Below are 25,017 nucleotides of genomic sequence, written 5' to 3'. Positions count from 1 at the left end.
GCCGCTTTCTTGGGATCGGGAGCCTCGGTCGCGGGTTCACTGTCACGGACGGCGGAGGGGGAAGCCTGCGGCTCCGCCGCCTTGGCGGCACGGCGCGCCAGTGCTTCTTGCTTGCGCGCCTCCCGGGCTGCGGCCATGGCCGTGTTATCCAGGGCGCCCTCGTTGATGGGGGCATCCTGTTTGGCCTTGATCCGCGCCAGGGCGGCGGCGACCGGGTCTTCGCCACTGGCAGCGGCCATGGCCTGACGGCGCTGCGCCGCTGCCTCTGCGTGACGGGCCTCGCGAGCGGCCTTGTCCCGCTCGAAGCGGGCCTGCTTGGCTTCGAAGCGCAAGCGGGCCCGTTCGGCCTTCTCGGCCTCTTCGCGAGCCTCGCGGATGTCATCCTTGGCAATCTTGTAGTACTGCACCAGGGGGATCTGGCTCGGGCAGACCCAGGCACAGGCGCCGCACTCGATGCAGTCGAACAGGTTGAGCTTCTCGGCCTTCTCATACTCCTTGGCACGGCTGTACCAGTAGAGCTCCTGGGGCAGCAGGGTGGCGGGGCAGACATCGGCGCAGGCGCTGCAGCGGATGCAGGACTGCTCGGGTTCGGGGGGGGGCAGCTCGACCTGGGTTGGCGCGAGCAGGCAGTTGGTGGCCTTGACCACGGGCACCATGGCATGGGGCAGGGTGAAGCCCATCATGGGGCCCCCCATGATCACCCGCTGGCCCGGCTCCGGCTGCAGATCGAAACGCTTGAGGAGCCAGCGTACCGGGGTGCCAAGGCGCACCCAGGCATTGCCCGGCTGCTTGAAGGCCTCGCCAGTGAGGGTGACGATGCGCTCGATGAGCGGCTCGCCATCCATGACGGCGCGCTTGATGGCGAACACGGTGGCGACGTTGAGCACCATGATGCCAATATCGACCGCCCGGCCCCCCTTGGGCACCTGGCGACCGGTCAGCAGCTCTATGGTCTGCTTGGCGCCCCCGGAGGGGTACTTGGTCGGCACCTCTCGCACCAGGATGTCAGATTCGGCGTCGGCTATCTGCTGGCGCAGTGACATGGCGGCGTCCGGCTTGTTGTCTTCCACGCCGACCAGGGTGAGCTTGGGTTTGAGCAGATGCTTGAGCACCCGGATGCCGTCGAGGATCTCGTCCGCGTATTCACGCATCAGCCGGTCATCCGTGGTGATATAGGGCTCGCACTCCAGGCCGTTGATGATCAGGATCTCGGTGAGCTGGCCATGGCCATCGAGCTTGCTGTGGGTCGGGAAGACGGCACCGCCCAGGCCCGCTATGCCCGCACCTTGAATGCGCTCGAGCAAGCTGACCCTGTCCAGATTCCAGTAGTCAGGCTGAGGCTGACGTTCACACCAGGCGTCTTCCCCATCGGGAACAAGGGTGATGCAGAGATCGGAGAGACCGGATGGGTGCGCAACGGTGTGCTGGCCGATGGCGCTGATCACCCCGGAGCTGCTGGCGTGCACCGGCACGAAGCGGCCACGTTCGAAGGCCGTGAGAGGTTGACCCTTCTTGACCTTGTCACCGACCTTGACCAGCAAGGCGCCAGCCTGGCCCGCGTGCTGGCGCACCGGAATGATAAGCTCAGGGGGCAGCCCGGCCTGCACGACAGGATGCTGGCTCGACTGATGCTTGTTCTCTGGGGGATGGATGCCGCCATGAAAATCCCACAGGGCCCCGGCCTTGATGCGTTCGATAACAGACTGCATGACTACTCCACCATCTTGACCGGGATAACGACGCTATTGAGATCCCACTTCCAGTTATCGACCGTGGTGGGCACGGGGATCATCTCGATGCAATCGGTGGGGCAGGGGTCGACGCAGAGGTCGCAACCCGTGCACTCGGCGGTGATGACGGTGTGCATCGCCTTGGTTGCACCGACAATGGCGTCGACCGGGCAGGCCTGGATGCACTTGGTGCAACCGATGCACTGATCCTCGTGAATGAAGGCGACCTTCTTGATGGGCACGGCGGCGTGATCGCCCCCCATGGCCAGGGGTTCTACCCCCATGAGATCGGCGATCTTGCGCATGGTGGCATCGCCACCTGGTACGCACTTGTTGACGGCATCGCCATTGGCGAGGGCCTCTGCGTAGGGTTTGCAGCCCGGGTAGCCGCATTGGCCACACTGGGTTTGAGGCAGCAAGGCATCGAGCTGATCGACGATGGGATCGGCTTCAACCTTGAACTTGACGGCGGCAAATCCCAGGATGAGACCGAAGGCCAGGGCCAACAGCGCCAGAACCAGGATGGCAAACAATAAGTGAGTCATAGGGCTATATCTTGATGAGGCCGGTAAAGCCCATGAAGGCAAGGGACATCAGGCCCGCGGTGATCATGGCAATGGAGACGCCGCGAAACGGTGCCGGAACATCGGCGGCCACCAGTCGCTCACGCATGGCGGCAAACAGCACCAGCACCAGGGCGAAACCGGCGGCGGCACCAAAGCCATAGATGATGCTCTGGATGAAGTTGTGGCGCTCATTGATGTTGAGCAGGGCAACCCCAAGCACGGCACAGTTGGTGGTGATGAGGGGCAAAAAGATGCCGAGCAGGCGATAGAGGGTCGGGCTGCTCTTGCGCACCACCATCTCGGTAAATTGCACCACCACGGCGATCACCAGGATAAAGGCCAGGGTGCGCAGATAGCCGACCGAAAGCGGCAGCAGAATGTAATGTTCCACCAAGTAGGAGCAGGCGCTGGCCAGGGTCAGTACGAAGGTGGTCGCCAGTCCCATGCCGATGGCGGTCTCCAGCTTGCCGGAGACGCCCATGAAAGGACAGAGGCCGAGAAATTTCACCAGCACGAAGTTGTTCACCAACACGGTGCCAATCAGTAAAAGCAGGTACTCAGTCATCAGATTTGGATTATCCGCTGTGAAGGCGGGCGGTATTATCTGATGTTAGGGGGTCAGAAACAACCGCAAGCCCGCATGGTTATTATTGAATTCCTCCAGGCGTTCCTGAAAAAGTCACTGGATGACCATGGCGCCGAGATGGGAAAGCAGAAGGGGCTGGGCAGGGCAACCGTTTATAGAGGCACGGCGCTGGGGTTGATGCTGACGCCATGGTAATGCTGCGCACTGCCGGTTCCGTGGCGCCATCAGGCAGGGAATGCACCCTGCCCGATGGCCTCACTCCGCTCAAGGTGCCGCGAAACGCGCCATCTCGGTTACGAAACTCCCTTACAAAGAGAGATTTTTGACGGTATCCGAGACCGAATTGGCATCCTTGATGATCTCTTCGATGACCTCCGAAATGATGCCTGCCTGTTCTTGACCCGCAATGGCATTGGTGGAGACCACGCCAACCGTCTGGGTGATCCGCGCGGTAATGCTGGAGTTCTGCTTGATCACCGCCCCTATCTCGCTGGTGGAGGTGCTGGTTCTGGCGGCCAGCTGCCGCACTTCGTCGGCGACCACGGCAAAGCCTCGTCCCTGCTCCCCGGCGCGCGCGGCCTCTATGGCTGCATTCAGCGCCAATAGATTGGTCTGATCCGCGATGCTGCTGATGGTGGAGATGATGGCTTCGATGCTTCTCGACTGCTGGTTGAGCAGTTCAATCTGGTTGGTCACATCACTGACGGAGGCGTTGATATGATTCGATGTAGTGAGCACCTTGTCGATCACCTGCCGGCCCCTGGCGGCGCTGGCCACCGTTTCGCCTGCAATGGCGCAGGCGGTGTGGGCGGCCTCCTTGATGGAGAGGGATTTCTCTACCCGCTCGGTGATGTCACTGGCCAGCTTGATGATTTTGACCACCTTGCCCTCATGGTTGAAGATGGGGTTGTAAGTGGCCTCGAGCCAGATCTTCTGACCCTGCTTGCCAAAGCGCATAAAGAGCCCGGTTTTGATGTCCCCTGAGCCCAGATCGCGCCAGAAGTGGGGGTTTTTCTTGTAAAAATCGTCATCACAAAACTGGCGGTGTGCCTTGCCTGTCACCTCGTCCAGCCGGTATCCGAAGCAATCGAGGAAATTCTGATTGGCGGTGATGACGGTGCCATCTGGCTCAAAGTCAATGACGGCCAGGGATTTGTCCAGTGCGGCCAGCAGCGCCTGGGTACGCTCCAGTGATGATTGCTGCGCAGTGACATCCGAAGCCACCTTGGCCACCTTGCTCACCTTGCCATCGACCATGATGGGGAAATAGGTGGCTTCGAGCCAGATGGCCTTGCCTGACTTGGATTGGCGGATAAAGCGACCATTGCGAAAGGCGCCGCCGCGAAGATCTCGCCACAGGGACTCATAGTCGCGGCTCTTGACGTCATCCGGGAAACAGAGCGCGCTGTGATGCTGACCCATCACCTCATCACGATTGAAACCCACAATCTTTAAAAAGAGATCGTTGACGAAGGTGACTATCCCCTCCGGGGTGAACTGGATGTAGGGGACCTGAGACTGGATGGCGTGCGAAAACGCGTCCAGGTCGGCCATCCGTGCTGTTTTCTCAATCGTGTCCTTATCGTCCGTGTGTTTCCAAAACATAATAGTGTTCCTCCATGAACCCCTAGTGAGACAACGACAGTAAGTTGACTGATTAGACAGTAGCATTAATGCGTGACAAGCCTTGCGCTGGAAAGCGCTATTTTTATTCAATCCAGGATTGATTTATTAAGCAAAAATGATCCGCCCGGCGAGAGGGCAACAGCGTTGAAATGAATACGGGGGAGGCCGCAGCGGCGGCTTCTATGGAGTGAGATCCGTTTGGGGTGCCATTGGCAGAGGGCTGGATGCCCCAGGTGCGGTTCGCACTCCTCGTCACCCATGATGCGAGGGCCCTGGGGTTTGTGGCAGATTGATTGTTCAAATTGACGGCATCATGCGGGTTTTCCCCGCAGTTCAACACATCAGAGCACCATAGAGGGTCACAATGAGGTATCTTATGTCCCGATTTCATTCATTTAACGGTGTCGAGACCTCCCATGATAATAAAACCCAAGGTTCGCGGCTTTATCTGTACCACCACTCACCCGGTCGGTTGTGAAGCCAACGTTCGTCGTCAGATTGCCTACACGAAAGCCAATGGCACCATTGCCAATGGCCCCAAGAAGGTGCTGGTGATCGGCGCCTCCACCGGTTACGGCCTGGCCTCGCGCATTGCCACTGCCTTTGGCTCCGACGCCGCGACCATAGGTGTCTTCTTCGAAAAGCCAAGCTCCGAGACCAAGACGGGCTCCGCCGGTTGGTACAACTCTGCCGCCTTCGACAAGGCTGCCAAAGAGGCCGGTCTCTACGCCAAGAGCATCAACGGCGATGCCTTCTCCCATGAGTGCCGCGCCAAGGTGATCGAGCTTATCAAGGCAGATCTGGGTCAAATCGACTTGGTGGTCTACTCCCTGGCCTCGCCGGTACGCAAGATGCCGGACACCGGTGAAGTGGTGCGCTCTGCCTTGAAGCCTATCGGCGAGACCTATACCACCACCGCCATCGATACCAACAAGGATCAGATCATCACCGCCACCGTCGAGCCGGCGAACGAGGAAGAGATCCAGAGCACCATCACCGTCATGGGTGGTCAGGATTGGGAGCTGTGGATGGCGGCCCTGCGTGATGCAGACGTGCTGGCCGATGGCGCCAAGTCGGTGGCCTACTCCTACATCGGCACCGATCTCACCTGGCCAATCTATTGGCATGGCACTCTGGGCCGCGCCAAGGAAGACTTGGACCGCGCCGCCACCGCCATCCGTGGCTCCCTGGCGGCCAAGGGCGGTACCGCCCACGTGGCCGTGCTCAAATCCGTGGTCACCCAGGCCTCCAGCGCCATTCCGGTGATGCCGCTCTATATCTCCATGGCCTTCAAGATCATGAAAGAGAAGGGCATCCACGAAGGCTGCATGGAGCAGGTGGACAGATTGATGCGCACCCGTCTCTACACCGGCGATCTGGCCCTGGATGACAAGGCCCGCATCCGCATGGATGACTGGGAGCTGCGTGAAGACGTGCAACAGACCTGCCGCGATCTCTGGCCTTCCATCACCACCGAGAATCTCTCCGAGTTGACCGACTACACCGGCTACAAGCAGGAGTTCCTGCGCCTGTTCGGCTTCGGTCTGGACGAGGTGGATTACGACGCGGATGTGGATCCGGACGTGAAGTTCGACGTTATCGAGCTGTAAGCTCGCCTGAGTTCCCGCCATGAAAAGGGCCCTGTCTGCTACGGACAGGGCCCTTTGCTATGAACGGCTCATGGGACCGACAGGCGGGCCTCACCCGGCCATCGCATCCATGAAAGAGGCTCCCGTGGGAGCCTCTTTTCTACATGTCAATCAGCGACTTACTGCTTGTAACCCTTCAAGAAACGGGCGAGGCGACCAATGGCTTCTTCCAGTTCCTCTTCCCGTGGCAGGAAGGCCAGGCGGAAGTGATCCGGGGCAGGCCAGTTGAAGCCGGTCCCCTGCACCAGCAGCAGCTTCTCTTGCTGCAGCAGGTCGAACACCATCTTCTGATCGTCGCGAATGTCGTACACCTTGGGGTCGAGGCGCGGGAACAGGTAGAGCGCCCCCTTGGGTTTGACGCAGGAGACCCCGGGGATGTCGTTGATCAGTTCCCAGGCTTTGTCTCGCTGGCGACGCAGCCGCCCGCCCGGCAGGATCAGCTCATTGATGCTCTGGTAGCCACCGAGCGCCGCCTGGATGGCATGCTGCATGGGCACGTTGGAGCACAGGCGCATGGAGGCCAGCATCTCCAGCCCCTCTATGTAGCCCTTGGCACGGCCCTTGGGGCCGGTGAGGACCATCCAGCCCTGGCGGAAACCGCAGGCGCGGTAGGCCTTGGAGAGGCCATTGAAGGTCACCACCATCACATCGTCACACTGGGTGCAGACGCTGGTATGGGAGATGTCGTCGTAGAGGATCTTGTCGTAGATCTCGTCGGCGAAGATGATGAGGTTGTGTTGACGGGCTATTTCGATCAACTCCAACTGGAATTCGCTGCCGTAGACGGCGCCGGTCGGGTTGTTGGGGTTGATCAGCACCAGGCCGCGGGTGCGCGGGGTGATGCGGGCGCGGATGTCATCGAGATCCGGGTACCAGTCGGCCCCTTCATCACAGCGGTAGTGCACCGCATGGCCGCCGGAGAGAGTGATGGCGGCGGTCCACAGCGGATAGTCGGGGGAGGGCACCAGCATCTCGTCGCCGTTGTTGAGCAGCGCCTGCATGGCCATGACGATGAGCTCGCTCGCACCGTTACCGATGTAGATGTCATCGATATCGATCTTGCGCATCCCTTTTTGCTGGTAGTACTGCATCACCGCTTTGCGGGCGGAGAAGAGTCCCTTGGAGTCGCAGTAGCCCTGGCTCTGGGGCATGTTGAGGATCACATCCTTGATGAGTTCCTCCGGGGCCTCGAAACCGAAGGGGGCCAGGTTGCCGATGTTGAGCTTGATGATGCGGTGGCCTTCGTCTTCGAGACGGCGAGCCTCTTTATGCACAGGGCCGCGAATGTCGTAACAGACATCGTCGAGCTTGTGCGACTTGTCGATGGTGAGCATAGTGACTGAAATCCCCTGGAGCGCGTTGGCGAAAAGGCATGCTTAGAATCAAATTTCTTTGTCCCTATTCTTCACAGAATTGAATGCCAGAACAATCCTCTTTTTAGAATAATTCCCTGTTTATGACCGCTAAAACAGGGTTGCCAAGTTGTTATTTTTAGTGTTTTCGTTTGCTGATGGTGCGGATTTCTAGTGAAAGATGTGGTGGTAGTGGTATATCAACCCTTACTGTATTGAATTACCACCCGCTTGTGGCACGATTAGCTTGCGTAAAAAAGTATCGTTTGGGGGCCTGGTTGGCCGCAGAGTGGGTCGGTGTTCAGGCCAGTGCGGCGAAGTGTTCACCGATGGCACCATTGAGGAGAATAAGATGGCAGCGGACATGCAACCCCAGTTACCCGAGCCAGGCCGTTATCGTCACTTCAAGGGCGGCTACTATCGGGTGCTCACCCTGGCTTGGCACAGCGAGACCCGGGAGCAGCTGGTGATCTATCAATCCGAGCAGGATGGCGTGGTGTACGCTCGCCCCCTCGCCATGTTCATGGGGAGCGCCGAGGATCAAGGACAGACCGTGAGCCGATTCACCAGGGTGGCGAGTCAAGCCGGTGGGTGATCGGCCATGAACATGAAAAAGGCGCCCCGGGGCGCCTTTTTGGTATTTCTATGGGGTTACTGATCGAGGCCCAGATTGGCTCTGGCATAGGCTTCGAAATCGGTGCAGCCACCGATGTGCTGCTCGTCCAGGAAGATTTGCGGCACTGTGGTGACGGGTTTACCCGCCTTGGCGGCCAAGTCATCCTTGGTGAGCCCTGCTACCTGGATATCCACGTATTTGAAGTCAAAATCATCGCGTTCCTCACGCAACTGCTCGGCCAGCATCTTGGCGCGCACGCAGTAGGGGCAACCGGGACGACCATAAATTTCTACAAACATCTTCTCTCTCCAATGATACGAGGGCGTTGATATGGGACAGGGCACAGCATAGCGGTGCCCCTGGGTCAGTCAAAGTGGAAATTGTCGATGCCTGCATTCGCCTTGTTCGATGGCACAGGCCCTGCCGGCATCGGTATGCTCACCGCGCCCATTCACGGACGATCGACGATCTGGAGCGGTTGCTGCTGGTAGATACCCTCGAGTATGCCTTTCTCAAAGACGGTCCATGGCCAGGGCGCCTTGCTGGCACGGTAGCGCTCATGGGTGGCGGGATCCTGGGAGAGGCCACGCTGGAACACCACGAACGCCTTGCGCTGTCCCCCGGCGGTATCGATGAAACCGGCCAGGTTGGAGGTGCCTGTGATGGTGCCCGTCTTGGCATGCACCTTGTTTTTCATCATGGGGGCGGTGACGCTGCGTCGCCACGCCAGGGTGCCGTCAACCTGGGAGCTGGGCAGTAACTTGATAAAGCCCAGCTGGGCATCATTGCGCTGGATAAAGTTCAGCACAGACAGCATCTGGCGGGCACTGATGAGGTTATGGGCGGAGAGACCCGAGCCATCAGCCAGGGTGGCATTGCCCAGATCGATGCCCTGCTTGGTCAGGATGGCGCGGACCGCCATGGTGCCGCTGCGATAACTGCCCGGCTTGTTGTAGTAGTGGCGACCCACGGTCTTGAGGAAGGTATCGGCATAGGTGTTGTCGGATTTCTTCAGCATCTTGGCCAGCATCACCGGCAGCGGGGCGGAATAGTGGGTTGCCAGCGTCTCGGCACCCTCAGGCGCCTTGTGAGTCACGCGCAGCAGACCGTCATGCTTGACCCCGGCTCTGTCCATGGCCCAGCGAATGTTGTCCCAGCCCCAGGCTTCCACGTCGTGGATGGCAAAACGTAGCCCTTGGGGCTCCTTGTTCGGGGTGATACAGCCCTTGAGTTCGTAATGATTGCCCTTGGCCATGTCGACTTCCAGGGCGCAGAACTGGCGTGCCATGTCCCCATAGCTCATCACCTCCACGTTGTCGGCGCTGATGCTGATGGGTACCCCGGTGGCCACATGGCCGCTGGCGGGGCGGCCTATCTGGGTGGCGCTGACGGTGCCATAGGCACAGTTCTTGTCGATGATGACCGCAGAGACGGGGGCGGCGAAGCAGAGGGTCTGATCCCCCCAGGACCAGCCATTGCCGCGTTCATAGCCGTTGTAGGCGCCGGTATTGACGTGGACATTGCCCTTGATGCGCGTGACGCCAAGCTGCTTGAAGAGGGCGAGCAGGTCCATCCGCGACAGGGTGGGATCGCCCACGAAGTTGATCCAGAGATCGCCATTGATGAGATCGCCCTGCTTAGCGCCCGGCTTGACCTGGATATCGGTGGCGAAGCGAAAATCGGCGCCCAGCTCGAGTCGGGCAGCCAGGGCGGTGAGTACCTTCATGGTGGAGGCGGGGGCTATCATGTCATCGGCGTGGCGAGCGTACTCGACGCCATTGTTGCCCTGCACTATCACGGCATATTGACCGCCCTGGGGCGGGGTCAGCGGGGCAGCCAGAGCCGCCAGGGAAACGAAAGCACAAAAACCTGTCAAAAGCCGCTGCATAAAAACCTCTGTGTTAGCCGAGGGGCCGGCAGTGCGCTGTCGCCCCTCAGAATAGAAAAATCGTCTCTTTTACCCATCAGCCAGGTCCCGACCTTAGCCAAGGGTTGGCGGTGCGGCGCCTCATCATCGAGCATGGTCGCTGTCACCTGTCAGTCAGGCTCCGACGTTAGCCGAGGCTGTCGGCAGTGCGATACCGCCCCTCATAATCAAAAATCTTCTCTTTCACCTGCCAGAAGCGCCCTGACTTGCGGGCGATGACGAAATCGGGATGACGGAACTGGGCCTGTGCCGCAAGGACGCTATCCAGGGTGGCAAATTCGGGCTCCAGGCCCGGAGCGCGCCAATGATGACGCACAAAGGCCCGTTGAAACAAGCGTCGCGCCCCTGGGCTGTGGAAAGAAAAATACTCCATCAGGGTCAAACCATCCTCATCGTGATAGGTCACCTCCAGCCGCTCCCCCTGTTTGCCGCGGCCGGCAGCCAGGGTCAGCCCGGCGGCGCGGATCACCATGCAGTCCTTGAGATTGAGGGCTTCCTTAAGCTTGTCATCCGGGTCGACCAGCAGCTGATCGCAGCGCTGGCAGCGGCGGGCGGCGATGTCGTTTTCACTGCCACAGCCGGGACAAATCTTGGCGCGAAAGCGGTAGTCGCACTCTTCCCGCGCGCCATCGTCATCCTCGAAGAATCCCTGGCAGCGCCGGCCATAGTGTTCAATCACCTTGCCATCCTCATCGGTCTTGCCCCAGAAGGTGTTGGCAAAACCACAGGCCGGGCAAGGTACCTGCACGGGTTCGGTGCCGGCATGGGGCCTGGGCTCCCCCACCTCGGGGGCGAACAGGTTGAAGTTGTTGCCCGCGTAGTCGAGTACCAGGCAATCCGTCTTGCCCGGCGAGAGGCGCAGGCCACGGCCGACGATCTGCTGGTAGAGCGAGACAGACTCGGTGGGGCGCAGCATCACGATGAGATCGACATGGGGAGCATCGAAACCTGTGGTGAGCACTGAGACGTTGACCAGAAACTTGATCTCCCGCCCTTTGAAGGCGCTGATGAGGGCATCGCGCTCAGGGCCCGGGGTCTCGCCGGTGATGAGGGCGGTGTGCTGCTCCTTGGCGACGAGCAGACCCTGGATCTCGCGGGCATGCTCGACGGTGGCGGCGAAGACCATCACCCCCTGGCGATCGACTGCGTACTCCAGCACCTGGCTGATGATGTGGGGGGTGACCCGCTGCTGGCGCTTGAGCTCGCCATTGAGGTCCGCCTCGCTGAACAGGCCATTGCCCTTGGGAATCAACTTGCTGAAGTCGTAGTGGACTATGGGGGCATCAACCAATCGGGGCGGCGTGAGATAACCGTGTTTCACCATGTAGCGCAGCGGCAGCTCGAACACGCAGTCGCCAAACAGCCGTTCGCCGTGGCTCTTCACCATGCCGTGATAGTGGCGCCGGTAGATCCAGCCCAGCCCCAGTCGGTAGGGGGTAGCGGTGAGCCCGAGGATCTTGAGGGATGGATTGGCGATTTTAAGATGGTCGATCACCTGATGGTATTGGCTCTCCTCATCCAGTGATACCCGATGGCACTCGTCGATGATGAGCAGGGAGAAGCTTCCCGTGGCACTGATGGTGTCTACCGAGGTGGCTGCCACTGGTGAAACGGGATCGAAGGCGGCCAGATTGCGCGCCACAGACTGCACCGAGCCAAACACCACCTGGGCCTTGGCCTCCTTGCGATCCAGCCCGGCGGCGAAGATATCGGCCTTGAGCCCCCAGGCCTCATATTTGCCGTGATTCTGTTCCACCAGTTCCTTGACGTGGGCCAGCACCAGCACCCGGCCACGGGCTTTGCGGGCGAGCTCTGCGATCACCAGACTCTTGCCAGCCCCGGTGGGCAGCACCACCACGGCGGGATCCGGGTGTTTGCGAAAATGCTGGATGACGGCGTTGACCGCCTCTGTCTGATAGGGCCTGAGCACGAACATGATGGGGAAGCTGACTGATAAAAAGGGCTGGCGGGCATTATAGGGAGGGGAAGGGCTGGGCACAAACGACAGCGGGCCAGTCAGACTGGCCCGCTTGGAGTGATCAATGGAAGGGGAACAGGTAGTTGAGCCAGCTACCCATGCGCATCAGGATTTTACGCATGATGGCCACATGGTGGACATGTTCGGTGTAGATGGCGGCCTGGCCACTGGAGCCGGCGATCACCTGATACTTGGCCCACTCGGGATCGGTGATCTCGAGGACGATGGGCAGGCGACCCGGCAGTTGCGCCGTGGTCTGGTCGATAAGGCCCGTCTGAGCCTGGATGTTACCCGGCGCCATGGCGGGGATCACGGACTGCACCTTGGCTTTGAAGATCCGGCCTGGGATGCCGTCCAGCACTACTTCAGCCTCGTCCCCTGCCTTCAGGCGCTGCATGCTGTTCTGCCAGAACCAGCCGACGTAGGAGTTGGCATCTTCATGGATGAAGGTCATCACGGGGCGATACATGAAGGGGGCGGCGATCATGCCGGGGCGCAACGCCAGTTGCACGATATGGCCATCGCTTGGGGCATAGACCACTGTCTGCTCCAGATCGTATTTGGCGATGTTTAGCTGGGCCTTGAGGTCATCCAGCGCTGCCTTTTGTTGATCAGTCTGGGCGACGATATCGTCCACGTTGGCCTGGGTGACGTCGAGATCCCGTTGTTTGCCGATGCCACGGCGCACCAGCTCCTGAGCGCGATCGCGATCCAGACTGGCGGAGCGCAGTCTGGCACTGAGGGCTCTGAGGAAATCTGTGTTGGAGGCAAGCCTGGCGGTCAGGCTGGCAACCCTCTCCTGGAATGGCTCGGCTTCGATACGAAACAACACATCTCCTTTCTTGACAGGCTGATTCGGTTGGACTGGCACCTCGGTGACGCGGCCCTTGACCAGCGGCACTATGGGGGTGGAGACGTAATAGTTGCGTGCCAGCTCTGAATAGGGGTGGTTGTAGTTCATCAGTACGATGAGCGCCCCGATGATGAAGACCCCGCCCAGCACGGCCGTCGGCACAGTCCACTTGTTGAGGGGGATCTTGAAGAGCTTGAAGATACCGATACAGAGAGCGGTATAAGTAAGGATCAGTAGCAAGTCCATGAAATATTACCTATTTTTTGGGCTGTTCGAGCGTGGCCATACGGGCTTGCAAAGCGGCAAGCTCTTGCTTGATGGTAGAAAGATCATCTTCGTCCTGTTGCAGACGTTGACTGAACCCCCAGCCACGATCGGGGCGATAGATAGTGGCCCAGATCCACAGGAAAGGCCAAAGTACGTGCAATGTAAACAGACTGACCCAGCCGGCCACGTGAATGGCATCCTGATGGGGGTGATTGCGATGTTTGGCAATTTCATACGGAATATCGTGAATGACGATAACTCCATAAAACATGACCAAGACGACGAATACCAAGATCCCCAAGGCAATGTAATCAAGCATCCTCAATTTCTCCCATATAAATTTCGAGCTGACACTTTCATCTCGTATCCGCAGTGTTCAGCGGCACATGATGACAGCATATTACCTCAGTGCAAGTGTGCAATAGAGGCGTCCATCTTCTGGTACAGCCTAGGTTCATTGGCCGGTTATTAATCACGCAAAAGAATTTTTTTTTCTGTAAAATCAAACAAAAAATTGATCCGGATCTGTGAGAAACAGGGAAATGGGGGCGCGATGAAAAAACTGTGCAACATGAGTTTGTGGTTGACCGGTCTGCTGTTGACTTGCCTGCTCTTGGCAAGAGTGGGCTGGGCGGCAGAACCGAGGCGAGAGCCCACCGAGCAGGAGCTGGCCCGGACCCTGGTGCTGCTCCATGAACCTATCGTCATGTTTCAGGCCAAATTTGGTAGCCTGGACGGTGCGGATCGGGTGCGTCGGGTGCATGAACGCCTCGACACCATGAGTGCGGATGACTTGCAGACCCCCATTACCGTCGTCGCGAGCCAGCGGCTCGGCTATGAGACGCGGGAGTTCATGGCCAACGGCAAACGAGTCCTGGTGCTGGTGGACAAGGATCTGGACGATCTCGATGAGCTCACCCTGGATCAAGCGGCCGACCGCGTGCGGGGGCGATTGGAAGAGGTGAGACTCAAGTATCTGGAGCTGCACTCCACGCCTTATCTGCTCAAGGCCACCGGCAAAGCTGTGCTGGCCAGCCTGGTTTTCTTCGGCCTTATATGGGGCCTGCAATGGATCCATCGTCGAGTCAGAAAGTGGCTCGCCAATCGACTGTTGCTGCAAAAGGGGTTGATCCCTCACCAGTGGCGCCAGGTGGCGGGCAATGTCGAGGTGCGACTACTGGGGCTGGTGACGCTGCTGCTGGTGTTCATGGTGACCTACGGCTGGCTCACCTACGTATTGGGGCTCTTTCCTCAAACCAGGGCCTGGAGCGATCGGCTGGGCAGCTCGCTGTTTACCCTGTGCATTGACATGCTGGAGGGCATCATGGCCGCCATGCCGGGGCTGGTGACAGTGTTGCTCATCTTCGTCATGACCCGGCTCTTCATACGTATGCTGGGCATCATCTTTGATCGCATCGAACGTGGTCAGCTACGGATGCAGGGGCTGCATGCCGAGACGGTGGGGGCGACCCGTCGCCTGCTCTCCGTGGTGATCTGGTTGTTTGCCCTGACGGTGGCCTACCCCTATCTGCCCGGCGCCAATTCGGATGCCTTCAAGGGGGTGAGTGTCTTCTTCGGCCTCATGGTGACCCTGGGCTCGGCGGGGATCATGAACCACGCCATGAGTGGTCTGGTGCTCATCTACTCGCGGGCCCTGCGTCCCGGCGATCTGGTACAGATTGGCGAGGTGGAAGGCATGGTGACCGAGCTCAGTGCCCTGTCTACCAAGCTGGTGACGCGCCAGGATCACGAGGTTACCCTGCCCAACGCCGTGGTCGTGGGCGGCAAGGTGGTCAATCTCACCCGCCTCGCCGGCGAGAAGGGAGTGGCCCTGCTCACCAAGGTAACCATCGGCTATGACACCCCCTGGCGTCAGGTGCATGCCATGCTGGAACTGGCCGCCCGGCGCTGTGAGCGGCTCAATCAGGACGAGGCCCCCCTGGTGCGTCAGCTCAATCTGCAGGATTGGTATGTGGAATACGAGCTGCAGGTGCGCATGAAGGCGGGGTTGCTGCCCGCGGTGGTCAAGACCGAGCTCCATGGCCATATCCAGGATGTGTTCAACGAGTTCGGGGTACAGATCATGTCCCCCAACTTCATTGCCCAGCCGGATCAGGCAGTGCTGGTGGCCAAGGAGCAGTGGTACCAGGCCCCGGCCGAAGCGCCCAAGGATCAGGCACCTGGCAACTGAGTCAGGGGTCTGCGTCTGATGACCTGACAAATGAAAAGGCCCGGCAGCGATGCCGGGCCTCTTGCTATTTCAGCGCGGGAGGGCGGTCAGATCTCCTTGATTTCACTGGCGGTCTCGCTCGCATCGGTTGGCCTGAACTTGACCAGGAAGGCCAGGGTCAGCAGGGCAGTAGCCACCAAGCCGATGATGGTCGAGATCTGCATCTCCATGCCAAAGCCGATGGGGGCATTGGCCAGGTAAGTGATGACCACGGCGGTCATGAACATGGCCGGTATGGTGCAAATCCAGTGCAGCTTGCCCTCCTTGGCGAGGTAGGCGGCGGCAGCCCACAGCATGATCACCGCGGTGGTCTGGTTGGCCCAGCCGAAGTAGCGCCAGATCACCCCGAACTCTGCCTTGGAGATGATGTAACCCAGCACAAACATGGGGATGGCAATCAGCAGGCGCTTGACGATGGGCTTCTGGGTCATGTTGAGGAAGTCCGCCACTATCAGGCGGGCACTGCGAAACGCGGTATCGCCGGAGGTGATGGGCAGGATCACCACGCCGAGGATGGCGAGGATGCCGCCGACGGTGCCGAGCAGGCCAGTGGAGACCTCGTGGACCACGGCAGAGGGGCCGCCATTGGCCAGGGTTGCGTTCAGGGCATCCGTGCTCTCGTAGAAGGAGAGCCCCAGGGTGCACCAGATCAGCGCGATGACACCTTCGCCTATCATGGCGCCGTAGAAGATGAAGCGACCGGACTTCTCATTTTGCATGCAGCGCGCCATCAGTGGGGACTGGGTGGCGTGGAAACCCGAGACGGCACCGCAGGCGATGGTGATGAACAGCAGCGGCCAGAGCGGCAAGTCGGTGGGGTGCAGGTTGGAGAAGTCCATCCCTGTGTTGTAGAACCCCTTGCCCGATACCATGAGGCCGATCACCAGGCCGACCGACATGAACACCAGCAGGGCGCCGAAGATGGGGTAGAAGCGACCGATGATCTTGTCGATGGGGACTATGGTCGCGAGGATGTAGTAAGCAAAAATGGCCGCGATCCAGTAGACCATCTCGATGTGAGTCAGGCTGGAGAGCAGACCGGCCGGGCTCAGTACGAACACCACGCCGACCAGCATCAGCAAGATGACGGCAAACAGGTTCATGAAGTGCTTGGCGACTGTGCCCAGGTGCTCACCGACCACGGTCGGGACAGAGGCGCCCTTGGCGCGCACCGACAGCATGCCGGAGAAGTAGTCGTGCACCGCACCGGCGAAGATGCAGCCAAATACGATCCACAGCATGGCGACCGGGCCATAGAGGGCGCCGAGTATGGGGCCGAAGATGGGACCGACCCCGGCGATGTTGAGCAGCTGAACCAGGTAAATCTTCTTGTCGGACATGGGGACATAGTCCACCCCATCGGCCATGGTGATGGCCGGGGTTTTCAGCTCGGGTTTGGGGCCGAAAATCCGTTCGATGATTTTACCGTAAGTGAAATAGCCGGCGACGAGCAGGCCGACACAGAGGAAGAACCAGACCATTGTAACGCTCCATTACTTGTTATTGTGGTGTGCGCTGAGGAGTCTAGGTGGCCGGGCGGTGAAACTCATGGGAAAGAACCTGAGCGGCGTCTTGGCGTCCCGAGCGGCGAAGGATTGTGATCCGGTTCACGCTTGATGCCCGATGGGCCAGGCCTGCTGGAGGCCCGGCTTGCATGGCAAGGGGCCCTGGCAGGGGTCCTTGGTCAAGGCGCCCTGGCATGCTGGAGGAGGGCGGTTAGCTGAGACCGAACTGGTCTTTCAGCTCCTTGAGGTAGCGGCGGCTGACCGGCACCCGGGCGCCGCTCTGGGTGACTATCTCGGCCAGCTGGTTATCGAGCAGGGCGATTTCGAAGATGGCGGCAGGGTGGATCAGGTACTGGCGATGGCAGCGCAGCAGCGGACTCTTCTCCTCCAGGGATTTGAGGGTGAGCTGGGTGTGAAACAACTCCCCCTGACAGGCCACATGCACCCCGCCCAGATCCGAGAAGGCGTACTCCACCTGCGCCATGGGCAACAGTCTCACCCGGTTATGGAGATAGCCGGGAATATGGTGGATGGCCGGTGCCAGGGTCGCCATGGGTTGCGGCGTCATATCCTGCTTGAGCCGAGCCAGGGTCTTGTGCAGTCGGGCGGGTTCGACCGGTTTGAGCAGATAGTCGAAGGCCTGCTCTTCGAAGGCCTGAATGGCATAGTCGTCATAGGCGGTGACGAAGACGATGCGGGGCAGGGGATCGAGCATGGCGACCAGCTCCATGCCGCTGAGTTTGGGCATCTGAATATCGAGGAAGACCACGTCAGGTTTGAGGCTGTTGATCAGGCCGAGCGCCTCTATGGCGTTAGCCGCCTGCCCCAGGAGAACGATGTCATCATCCTGACCAAGCAGCAGGGCCAGCTCGTCGCGGGCATAGGGTTCATCGTCGACGATGAGAACGCGGATCATCTTCTCTCCTGGGACAAAGGGCTCTGTGTGGGACGGGTTGAGACCGGGGCGCAAGGCGGGTTCATGGGGTATCCCTGGGCAAGGTGAACGAGACCCGGGTCCAGTGCTCGGGTTCACAGTGAATGCTGATGCCATATTGCGGGCCGAAGGCGCTCTTGAGGCGCTTGTCGACAATGGAGATGCCTAACCCATCGCCATTGGCTCCCGGTTGCCAGCAACCGGCGTTGTCCTCGACGCTGATGGTCACGCACCCCTCATGCTCCTGGGCCAGCAATCGCAATCGCCCCTCGCCCAGCAGGGTGGAGATCCCATGTTTGATGGCATTCTCGATGAGAGGCTGCAGGGTGAAGCTCGGCAGACGCAGCTGGGCCAGATGCTCGGGGATCTCGTTGATGACCGTCAGTCTGTCGCCGAAGCGGGCCAGCTCTATCTCCAGATAGGACTGGCAGTGCTCTTGCTCCTCTTGCAGGGTGGCCAGATCGCTCTGGCGCTTAAGGTTGTTGCGAAAGAAGCGCGACAGGTGCAATAGCAGCTCCCGGGCCCGCTCCGGGTTGCGGCGGGTGATGGCCCCTATGGTGTTGAGGGTGTTGAACAGGAAGTGGGGATTGATCTGGGCCTGTACCAACTTGAGCTCTGACTGCATCAGCAGGCGCTGTTGTTGCTCCAGTCGACCGCTGAGCAGCTGCTGGGAGAGCAGATTGGCGATCCCCTCGCCCAGGGTGTGATTGATCTTGAGAAACAATCGGGTCTTGGGCTCGTAGAGCTTGATGGTGCCAATCACCCCCATGTCCCCCTGCAGAGGGATCACCAGCACCGAGCCGAGCTCGCACTGGGGGGAGATGCTGCAGCGATAGGGTTGGCTGTTGCCATCGGCAAACAGCACCCGGTTCTCACTGATGGCCTGCTGAGTGAGGCGCGAGGTGATAGGGGTACCCGGCTTGTGGTGATCTTCCCCTATGCCGATAAACGCCAGGATCTGGTGAGTGTCCGTGATGGCCACGGCGCCGACCCCGGTCTCTTCCTTGACGATATGAGCAATCTTGTCGCTCGCTTCCACCGTGAACCCCTGGCTCATGATGCCGACGGTGCGGTTGGCGATGGTCAGCGCCTTGGCCGAGAAGACCCGGGAGAACTTCTCATACATCTGCTGTTGATCGCGGATCATGCTGATGAACAGGGCCGCGCCGCAGGAGTTGGCCAGGATCATGGGGGTGGCGATGGTGCGCACCAGCAGCAGTGCCTTATCGAAGGGGGCGGCGACCAGCAAGATGATCACCATCTGCATCACTTCGGCCACCAGGGTGACGAAGAAGGCGGTTCTGGGCTCGAACAGCGCATCGGTCCGACCCGCCCGCACCAGGCGCCAGTGCAGCAGGCCGCCGAGCAGCCCCTCGCAGGTGGTGGAGATGGCGCAGGCCAGATCGGTAAAACCGCCCATGCTGTAGCGGTGCAGGCCGCCGGTCAGTCCGACCAGCAGGCCAACCAGGGGGCCGCCGAGCAGACCGCCGAGCACGGCCCCCACGGCGCGGGTGTTGGCGATGGCATCATCGATGTCCAGGCCCACATAGGTGCCCAGGATGCAGAAACCGGAAAAGAGCACATAAATGAGCACCTTGTGGGGCAGGCGCACCGAGAAATGCGTCAGCGGCCGAAACAGTGGCGTCTTGGAAAAGAGGTAGGCGATGACCAGGAAGACGCTCATCTGCTGCAGCAGTGAGAGGACCAATTGCATAAAAAACGTTCCTCATTGCTAGGGGGGCAGTGGATGACCATCCCCCCGCAACTGTGATCGGGATCTTGTTCTGTGGCGACTCTGTTGGCGCCTGGGGCGGCATTTTGCCAGAACATAAAATAAAAACTATATAAAATCAGCACGTTAAATTGATATTTGTGTAAATGAAAAACAATTGATATTCAGGAGGGGAGCATGAATGCATCCGCAGGATGTGCCACATGGAGGTGGCATGCTCCGCCCAGTCGTGAGACTGGGCGTTTTTTATCCATCCTCAGTCGACAACCGTTTTGTGGGTTTTCAGTCGATTATTCAAGTTTGTCCAATGAGTTATCCCCAGCTTCTGGGGATAACTCAAAATGCAAAGTAGTAACAAAAGCGTCGGCCCGGATTGAAGAAGTGGCGCTGGGCATCGTCCAGTTCCTCCGGTTTGAGCGAGGCGATGATAGTGCGCTCATCTTCGCGCAGATCGATGAGGGGAACCCCCTCGCTGCGCTGCCCCTTGGCATAGGGCAGGATCTTGGGCTTCAAGGGTTGGGTAGGCTCAGTGCTGACAACCAGGGCCAGGACACCATCCGACAGCTGCACCAGAGATCCGGGGGGATAGACGCCGAGCAGTTTGATAAGCAGCTTGACCAAGGGTTGCTCGAATTTCTTCTGAGAGAGCTTGTAGAGCTGGCTGATGGCCTGATTGGGGGCGACTGGCTGACTCGTCCCCCTGGGGTGAAGCAGTTCATCAAAATAATCCACCAGACCGATGAGGCGCGCCAGTGGCGGGATCTCGCCGCCCTTGATGCCGAGGGGGAAACCACTGCCATCGAGCCGTTCATGATGAAGATGGGCAACCTGACGGATCCTGGGTTCGAATGCCTGCCACTGATTGAGCATTTCCAGCCCGTATTGAGGGTGCATATTCAGGTAATTTTGTTCAGAACGCGTCAGTTCGCCCCGTTTCTGGCTGATCTGGCTGGGCACTCTCAGCTCGCCGATATCATGTACCAGACCCGCCAATCCCACCTCCTCGATCGCCAGGGGGTCCATCTCCAGCTCGCGGGCCATCAACATGGCAATAAAGGCAATGTTGAGGCTGTGTTGTAGCAGGATGTCGCTGTGGACACTGCGGATCAGATGCAGGCCGAGGGGGCCCTGATGTTCACGCAGGCGGGCGGCCACATTGCGCACCAGCTGGGCGACATTGGCCAGCCCCTCATCGGGTTTCAAATTGAGGGCTCCGAGTGCTTCACGCAAATCCAACATGGATTGGCCAAATGCCTTGTCGGCACTGCGCAGAGATCGGCGCCAGGCTTTGTCATCGAAGAGTGCCGTCTCAGTGGCGTGACTCGGGGCAGGGGAGTGCCCGGCAGGGGGTAATTCGACGGGGTCGTCACCTTGCAGCAAGGGGGCCAGCGGCAGGTCACTCTTGTCGGTGTCGACGGTGAGCAGGGCGAGATCCAGGTGGCGTATGATATCGAGCTGCTGCTGATCTTTGATCTTGAAAGCGTTGAACAGGAAGGGGTGTTGTTGCCAGCCCACGGGCAGGTGGACATAGTGGCCTATCCGCAACTGCTCGATAGATGCCTGCATCAGTGCCATACGCAACACCTGTTCGCCAAAAAGCCTACCAACAAGCTAGCAAAATTAAGCAGATAGACAAATAAAAAAGCCCGCGCATGTGCGCGGGCTCTTGTTATCGCTCTGACTTATCAGGCTTTGGCTTTCTTCTTGCTATCAACCTTGACGTCGACTTTGGCTTCCACCTTGGCAGCAACCCGGACTTCCTCGCTGAAAGGACGACCGTAGTAGGTATCCATCAGTATGGCTTTGAGCTCGGTGATCAGCGGGTAGCGCGGGTTGGCGCCGGTGCACTGGTCATCGAATGCTTCCAGGGCCAGCTGGTCAACCTTGGCCAGGAAGTCGGCTTCGTTCACGCCGGCTTCACGGATGGAGGCCGGGATCCCTAAGGTCGCTTTCAGCTCGTCCAGCCAGGCCAGCAGTTTCTCTATCTTGGCCGCGGTGCGGTCACTGCTGTTGGTCAGACCCAGGTGATCGGCGATTTCGGCGTAACGACGACGAGCCTGCGGACGATCGTACTGGGAGAACGCAGTCTGCTTGGTCGGGTTGTCGTTGGCGTTGTAGCGGATCACGTTGCTGATCAGCAGGGCGTTGGCCAGACCGTGCGGGATGTGGAACTCGGCGCCCAGCTTGTGCGCCATGGAGTGGCAGACACCCAGGAAGGCGTTGGCGAACGCGATACCGGCGATGGTGGCCGCGTTGTGTACTTTCTCGCGGGCAACCGGGTCGTTGGCACCGTTCTGGTAGCTGGACGGCAGGTACTCTTTGAGCAGCTTCAGCGCTTGCAGCGCCTGGCCATCGGAGTACTCGTTGGCCAGTACGGAAACGTAGGCTTCCATGGCGTGAGTGACCGCATCCACACCACCAAAGGCGCACAGGGACTTGGGCATATTCATGACCAGGTTGGCATCGACGATGGCCATGTTCGGGGTCAGCTCGTAGTCGGCCAGCGGGTACTTCATGCCGGTGGCGTCGTCGGTGACTACCGCAAACGGGGTGACTTCAGAGCCGGTACCGGACGTGGTGGTGATACAGACCAGTTCGGCCTTCACGCCCATTTTCGGGAACTTGTAGATACGCTTGCGGATGTCCATGAAGCGCATGGCGAGATCTTCGAACGCAGTGTCCGGGTGCTCGTACATGACCCACATGATCTTGGCCGCATCCATCGGTGAACCACCACCCAGCGCCAGGATAACGTCCGGCTTGAAGGAGTTGGCCATCTCGGCGCCCTTGCGGACGATGGACAGGGTCGGGTCGGCTTCTACTTCGTAGAAGACTTCCACTTCCATGTTCAGCTTCTTGAGCAGACGAACCACGTCGTCGGCATAGCCGTTGTTGAACAGGAAACGGTCGGTGACCACCATTGCACGCTTCTTGCCTTCCAGATCACCGAGGGCGATCGGCAGGGAGCCACGACGGAAATAGATGGATTTCGGAAGTTTGTGCCACAGCATATTTTCTGCCCGTTTTGCGACTGTCTTCTTGTTGATCAGGTGCTTGGGACCGACGTTCTCGGAGATGGAGTTACCACTCCAGGAGCCGCAACCCAGGGTCAGGGAAGGAGCAAGAGCGAAGTTGTACAGGTCACCGATACCACCCTGGGTGGAGGGGGTGTTGATCAGGATACGGGCGGTCTTCATCTTGTCGCCAAAGTATCTGATGCGGTCGGCGTTGCGATCCTGGTCGGTGTAGAGGCCGGAGGTGTGGCCGATACCACCGATGTTGACCATGTCACAGGCCATATCAACGGCGTCTTCGAAGTTCTTGGCACGGAACATACCCAGTGTCGGGGAGAGCTTCTCGTGAGCGAACTCATCCTCGGCGCACAGTTCCAGACCTTCACCGATCAGGATCTTGGTGGTGGCTGGCACAGTCACGCCAGCCATGGCCGCGATCTTGGTGGCCGGCTGGCCGACGATGTCGGCGTTCAGCGCGCCGTTGATCAGCAGTACTTTACGTACCTTGTCCGCTTCATCCTTGGAGAGGATGTAGCCATCGTGGCTGGAGAAACGCTCTTTCACCTGGTTGTAGATGGAGTCAACCACGATGACCGCTTGCTCGGAGGCGCAGACCACACCGTTGTCGAAGGTCTTGGACATCAGGATGGAGGCGACGGCGCGCTTAACATCGGCGGTTTCGTCGATGACGATAGGCACGTTGCCCGCACCGACACCGATGGCAGGCTTGCCTGAGGAGTAAGCCGCTTTCACCATGCCCGGGCCACCGGTGGCCAGGATCAGGTTGATGTCGTTGTGCTTCATCAGCGCGTTGGACAGCTCGACGGAAGGTTGGTCAATCCAGCCGATGATGTCTTTCGGGGCACCGGCGGCAATGGCGGCATCCAGTACCAGCTTGGCGGCGGTATTGGTGGAGTTCTTGGCGCGGGGGTGCGGGGAGAAGATGATGGCGTTGCGAGTCTTCAGGGAGATAAGGGCTTTGAAGATCGCGGTAGCGGTCGGGTTGGTGGTCGGCACTATGCCGCAGATGATGCCTACCGGCTCGGCGATGATCATGGTGCCCATCTCGTCATCCTGACTCAGGATGCCGCAGGTCTTCTCATCTTTATACGCGTTATAGATGTATTCGGAGGCGAAGTGGTTCTTGATAACCTTGTCTTCGATGATACCCATACCGGACTCTGCCACGGCCATCTGGGCCAGGGGGATACGGGCGTTGCTGGCGGCCAGGGCGGCGGCGCGGAACACTGCATCAACTTGCTCTTGCGAGAAGCTGGCGAATTGACGCTGCGCTTCTTTGACGCGAGCAACCAGTGCATCCAGTTCAGCCAAATTGGTTACTGCCATGTTTATCTCCTGATGATTTGAAAACTGTTTAGTAAGACCTTGGCAATGCCCGGCAATTATAGACACCGTGTCAAGGAGAGCCTGACCACTATGGGGTATTTACAAGCCTTACTGAACTGCTTTCGCCATCGATTATAGGGCCGTCTCATGTCAGCAAAGCTTGATCTGGATCATGTGTAACAAAAGAACAAAAGAAATTTTATTTCAAAATACATGTTTTCAACATGTTATCGGCTTGTGGAGTTAAGCTGGCGGGGGATGAATGGGGCGTGAACGAATCTCACGCCATTTAAATCAAGCAGTTAGGACTATGACATCCCAGTGGCCCTGCTGGCCTGTGGGGAGGATGGGGGCGGCATTGTGGTAGAAGCGGCGATCATCGAGCACCAGATAGTCACCGGTTGTTAACGCTTGCTGGAAAAAGGGTTATTCTTTTAATCCGTGGTAAAGCTGCAAGGCCCCGCCCGTGACCCCCTGGCTGCCACAGAAGAAGACGCCGATGAAGTCGAAGCCATCTTGATGCACGCCCTCGGGGGCGGGGGGAGTTGCGCTGCCGAGGGAGGCGCAGATCCGCATCTGATGCACGCCTATCTCGCGGCCGTCAGCCAGTGCCGTGTGGCGTGCGAAGGCGCTGAGCATGGCCAGGAAGGCATCATGCTGGGCAACGGCGGGCAGCAGATCGGGGTAGGTGCGGGGCACGTCGCCGAGAAACTTGTTGATGGCGGCGGCTTGGAAGAAGACGCCGTTGTCGAGGCGATGAAAGCCCTGGCCCTGTTTTTCGAAACGACCGTAGCGGCGGCGACGAAAATCACCGTCGATATAGGGATCTACCGGGAGTTGATCGAAAAACATACTCAGCCCGGCAACGAGCGTTGCTGGCAGGGTATCGAGTTGCCAATCCAGGGTGACGTCCATATCTATCATTGAAAACTCCTCTTTTTGTGAGATGAAATCTTGTTACCAAATCCGATGGCGAGATAAAACTCGAAATGATTTTACCGAAATGTTAAATCGTCACAATGTTTTTTAACAAACGATTGTGTCGAAATTTGATAACACATTAGAGGAACTAACTATTGAGGGCGGGGAACGTGAGATTATTTGA

18 protein-coding genes and 1 pseudogene are annotated in these 25,017 nt (G+C 59.2%); 3 read left to right on the top strand and 16 right to left on the bottom strand.

What is annotated here, in order from left to right; translation table 11 throughout:
* From rsxC to BN1130_RS23125, 4 genes are all read right to left on the bottom strand, one after another.
* The coding region (gene rsxC, locus BN1130_RS11865; protein ID WP_232301974.1) for an electron transport complex subunit RsxC at positions 1–1,709 on the bottom strand (1,709 nt) is incomplete at its 3' end.
* A gap of 2 nt (positions 1,710–1,711) precedes the next feature.
* The gene (rsxB, locus tag BN1130_RS11860) at positions 1,712–2,275 is read right to left on the bottom strand and encodes an electron transport complex subunit RsxB (protein ID WP_042042231.1); all 564 of its coding nucleotides are present in this window, start codon (positions 2,273–2,275) and stop codon (positions 1,712–1,714) included.
* A 4-nt stretch (positions 2,276–2,279) separates the two neighbouring features.
* Positions 2,280–2,861, bottom strand: a complete 582-nt coding sequence (rsxA, locus tag BN1130_RS11855; RefSeq protein ID WP_042042230.1) for an electron transport complex subunit RsxA — start codon at positions 2,859–2,861, stop codon at positions 2,280–2,282.
* 327 nt (positions 2,862–3,188) lie between these two features.
* A complete protein-coding gene (locus tag BN1130_RS23125; protein WP_042042228.1) occupies positions 3,189–4,487 on the bottom strand; it encodes a methyl-accepting chemotaxis protein in 1,299 nt (432 codons plus the stop codon).
* A gap of 437 nt (positions 4,488–4,924) precedes the next feature.
* On the opposite strand from BN1130_RS23125, the gene fabV reads away from it, so the two are divergent.
* Entirely contained in the window at positions 4,925–6,118 is a 1,194-nt protein-coding gene (gene fabV, locus BN1130_RS11845; RefSeq protein ID WP_042042227.1) for an enoyl-ACP reductase FabV, read from the top strand.
* A 158-nt stretch (positions 6,119–6,276) separates the two neighbouring features.
* Here the strand turns inward: fabV and BN1130_RS11840 are convergent, their stop codons facing one another.
* Complete coding sequence (locus BN1130_RS11840) at positions 6,277–7,491, bottom strand: pyridoxal phosphate-dependent aminotransferase (RefSeq protein ID WP_042042226.1); 1,215 nt, start codon at positions 7,489–7,491, stop codon at positions 6,277–6,279.
* A gap of 370 nt (positions 7,492–7,861) precedes the next feature.
* Here BN1130_RS11840 and BN1130_RS11835 point away from each other — a divergent pair, with 370 nt between their 5' ends.
* Entirely contained in the window at positions 7,862–8,104 is a 243-nt protein-coding gene (locus BN1130_RS11835) for a DUF1653 domain-containing protein (protein WP_084218197.1), read from the top strand.
* Between the two features lie 56 nt (positions 8,105–8,160).
* Here BN1130_RS11835 and BN1130_RS11830 read toward each other — a convergent pair whose 3' ends face one another.
* From BN1130_RS11830 to BN1130_RS21695, 5 genes are all read right to left on the bottom strand, one after another.
* A complete protein-coding gene (locus BN1130_RS11830) occupies positions 8,161–8,424 on the bottom strand; it encodes a GrxA family glutaredoxin (protein ID WP_042042225.1) in 264 nt (87 codons plus the stop codon).
* Between the two features lie 152 nt (positions 8,425–8,576).
* A complete protein-coding gene (gene dacB, locus BN1130_RS11825) occupies positions 8,577–10,013 on the bottom strand; it encodes a D-alanyl-D-alanine carboxypeptidase/D-alanyl-D-alanine endopeptidase (RefSeq protein WP_042042224.1) in 1,437 nt (478 codons plus the stop codon).
* Between the two features lie 166 nt (positions 10,014–10,179).
* Positions 10,180–11,988, bottom strand: coding sequence for a DNA repair helicase RadD (gene radD, locus BN1130_RS11820; protein WP_042042223.1), 1,809 nt, complete (start codon positions 11,986–11,988; stop codon positions 10,180–10,182).
* Between the two features lie 103 nt (positions 11,989–12,091).
* The gene (locus BN1130_RS11815; protein WP_042042222.1) at positions 12,092–13,129 is read right to left on the bottom strand and encodes an HlyD family secretion protein; all 1,038 of its coding nucleotides are present in this window, start codon (positions 13,127–13,129) and stop codon (positions 12,092–12,094) included.
* Between the two features lie 10 nt (positions 13,130–13,139).
* The gene (locus BN1130_RS21695) at positions 13,140–13,469 is read right to left on the bottom strand and encodes a DUF3302 domain-containing protein (protein ID WP_084218196.1); all 330 of its coding nucleotides are present in this window, start codon (positions 13,467–13,469) and stop codon (positions 13,140–13,142) included.
* Between the two features lie 234 nt (positions 13,470–13,703).
* Here BN1130_RS21695 and BN1130_RS11805 point away from each other — a divergent pair, with 234 nt between their 5' ends.
* Positions 13,704–15,341: a mechanosensitive ion channel family protein gene (locus BN1130_RS11805; protein WP_042042220.1), complete on the top strand. Its 1,638-nt coding sequence runs from the start codon at positions 13,704–13,706 to the stop codon at positions 15,339–15,341.
* A gap of 86 nt (positions 15,342–15,427) precedes the next feature.
* Here BN1130_RS11805 and BN1130_RS11800 read toward each other — a convergent pair whose 3' ends face one another.
* The 6 genes and pseudogenes from BN1130_RS11800 to BN1130_RS11775 form a co-directional block, all read right to left on the bottom strand.
* Positions 15,428–16,861, bottom strand: coding sequence for a carbon starvation CstA family protein (locus tag BN1130_RS11800; protein WP_042042219.1), 1,434 nt, complete (start codon positions 16,859–16,861; stop codon positions 15,428–15,430).
* 235 nt (positions 16,862–17,096) lie between these two features.
* On the bottom strand, positions 17,097–17,801 hold the full coding sequence (gene btsR / locus BN1130_RS11795) for a two-component system response regulator BtsR (protein ID WP_042042218.1): 705 nt from the start codon (positions 17,799–17,801) through the stop codon (positions 17,097–17,099).
* 61 nt (positions 17,802–17,862) lie between these two features.
* Positions 17,863–19,533, bottom strand: a complete 1,671-nt coding sequence (locus tag BN1130_RS11790) for a sensor histidine kinase (RefSeq protein WP_042042217.1) — start codon at positions 19,531–19,533, stop codon at positions 17,863–17,865.
* Positions 19,534–19,887: 354 nt separating this feature from the next.
* Positions 19,888–21,126: an HD-GYP domain-containing protein gene (locus tag BN1130_RS11785; protein WP_042042216.1), complete on the bottom strand. Its 1,239-nt coding sequence runs from the start codon at positions 21,124–21,126 to the stop codon at positions 19,888–19,890.
* A 110-nt stretch (positions 21,127–21,236) separates the two neighbouring features.
* The gene (adhE, locus tag BN1130_RS11780) at positions 21,237–23,912 is read right to left on the bottom strand and encodes a bifunctional acetaldehyde-CoA/alcohol dehydrogenase (protein ID WP_042042215.1); all 2,676 of its coding nucleotides are present in this window, start codon (positions 23,910–23,912) and stop codon (positions 21,237–21,239) included.
* A gap of 294 nt (positions 23,913–24,206) precedes the next feature.
* Positions 24,207–24,764: pseudogene (locus BN1130_RS11775) on the bottom strand (2OG-Fe dioxygenase family protein).
* Positions 24,765–25,017: the final 253 nt, after the last annotated feature.

The organism is Aeromonas rivuli (assembly GCF_000820045.1).
Lineage (GTDB): Bacteria > Pseudomonadota > Gammaproteobacteria > Enterobacterales > Aeromonadaceae > Aeromonas > Aeromonas rivuli.
The sequence above is the reverse complement of the archived record's forward strand: the minus strand, read 5'-3'. Positions and strand labels throughout refer to the sequence as shown.

Bases quoted from the DNA above. Each gene is read 5' to 3' on its own strand.
- rsxB (WP_042042231.1), bottom strand. From the start codon at position 2,275: ATGACTCACTTATTGTTTGCCATCCTGGTTCTGGCGCTGTTGGCCCTG.
- rsxA (WP_042042230.1), bottom strand. From the start codon at position 2,861: ATGACTGAGTACCTGCTTTTACTGATTGGCACCGTGTTGGTGAACAAC.
- BN1130_RS23125 (WP_042042228.1), bottom strand. From the start codon at position 4,487: ATGTTTTGGAAACACACGGACGATAAGGACACGATTGAGAAAACAGCA.
- fabV (WP_042042227.1), top strand. From the start codon at position 4,925: ATGATAATAAAACCCAAGGTTCGCGGCTTTATCTGTACCACCACTCAC.
- BN1130_RS11840 (WP_042042226.1), bottom strand. From the start codon at position 7,491: ATGCTCACCATCGACAAGTCGCACAAGCTCGACGATGTCTGTTACGAC.
- BN1130_RS11835 (WP_084218197.1), top strand. From the start codon at position 7,862: ATGGCAGCGGACATGCAACCCCAGTTACCCGAGCCAGGCCGTTATCGT.
- BN1130_RS11830 (WP_042042225.1), bottom strand. From the start codon at position 8,424: ATGTTTGTAGAAATTTATGGTCGTCCCGGTTGCCCCTACTGCGTGCGC.
- dacB (WP_042042224.1), bottom strand. From the start codon at position 10,013: ATGCAGCGGCTTTTGACAGGTTTTTGTGCTTTCGTTTCCCTGGCGGCT.
- radD (WP_042042223.1), bottom strand. From the start codon at position 11,988: ATGTTCGTGCTCAGGCCCTATCAGACAGAGGCGGTCAACGCCGTCATC.
- BN1130_RS11815 (WP_042042222.1), bottom strand. From the start codon at position 13,129: ATGGACTTGCTACTGATCCTTACTTATACCGCTCTCTGTATCGGTATC.
- BN1130_RS21695 (WP_084218196.1), bottom strand. From the start codon at position 13,469: ATGCTTGATTACATTGCCTTGGGGATCTTGGTATTCGTCGTCTTGGTC.
- BN1130_RS11805 (WP_042042220.1), top strand. From the start codon at position 13,704: ATGAAAAAACTGTGCAACATGAGTTTGTGGTTGACCGGTCTGCTGTTG.
- BN1130_RS11800 (WP_042042219.1), bottom strand. From the start codon at position 16,861: ATGGTCTGGTTCTTCCTCTGTGTCGGCCTGCTCGTCGCCGGCTATTTC.
- btsR (WP_042042218.1), bottom strand. From the start codon at position 17,801: ATGATCCGCGTTCTCATCGTCGACGATGAACCCTATGCCCGCGACGAG.
- BN1130_RS11790 (WP_042042217.1), bottom strand. From the start codon at position 19,533: ATGCAATTGGTCCTCTCACTGCTGCAGCAGATGAGCGTCTTCCTGGTC.
- BN1130_RS11785 (WP_042042216.1), bottom strand. From the start codon at position 21,126: ATGGCACTGATGCAGGCATCTATCGAGCAGTTGCGGATAGGCCACTAT.
- adhE (WP_042042215.1), bottom strand. From the start codon at position 23,912: ATGGCAGTAACCAATTTGGCTGAACTGGATGCACTGGTTGCTCGCGTC.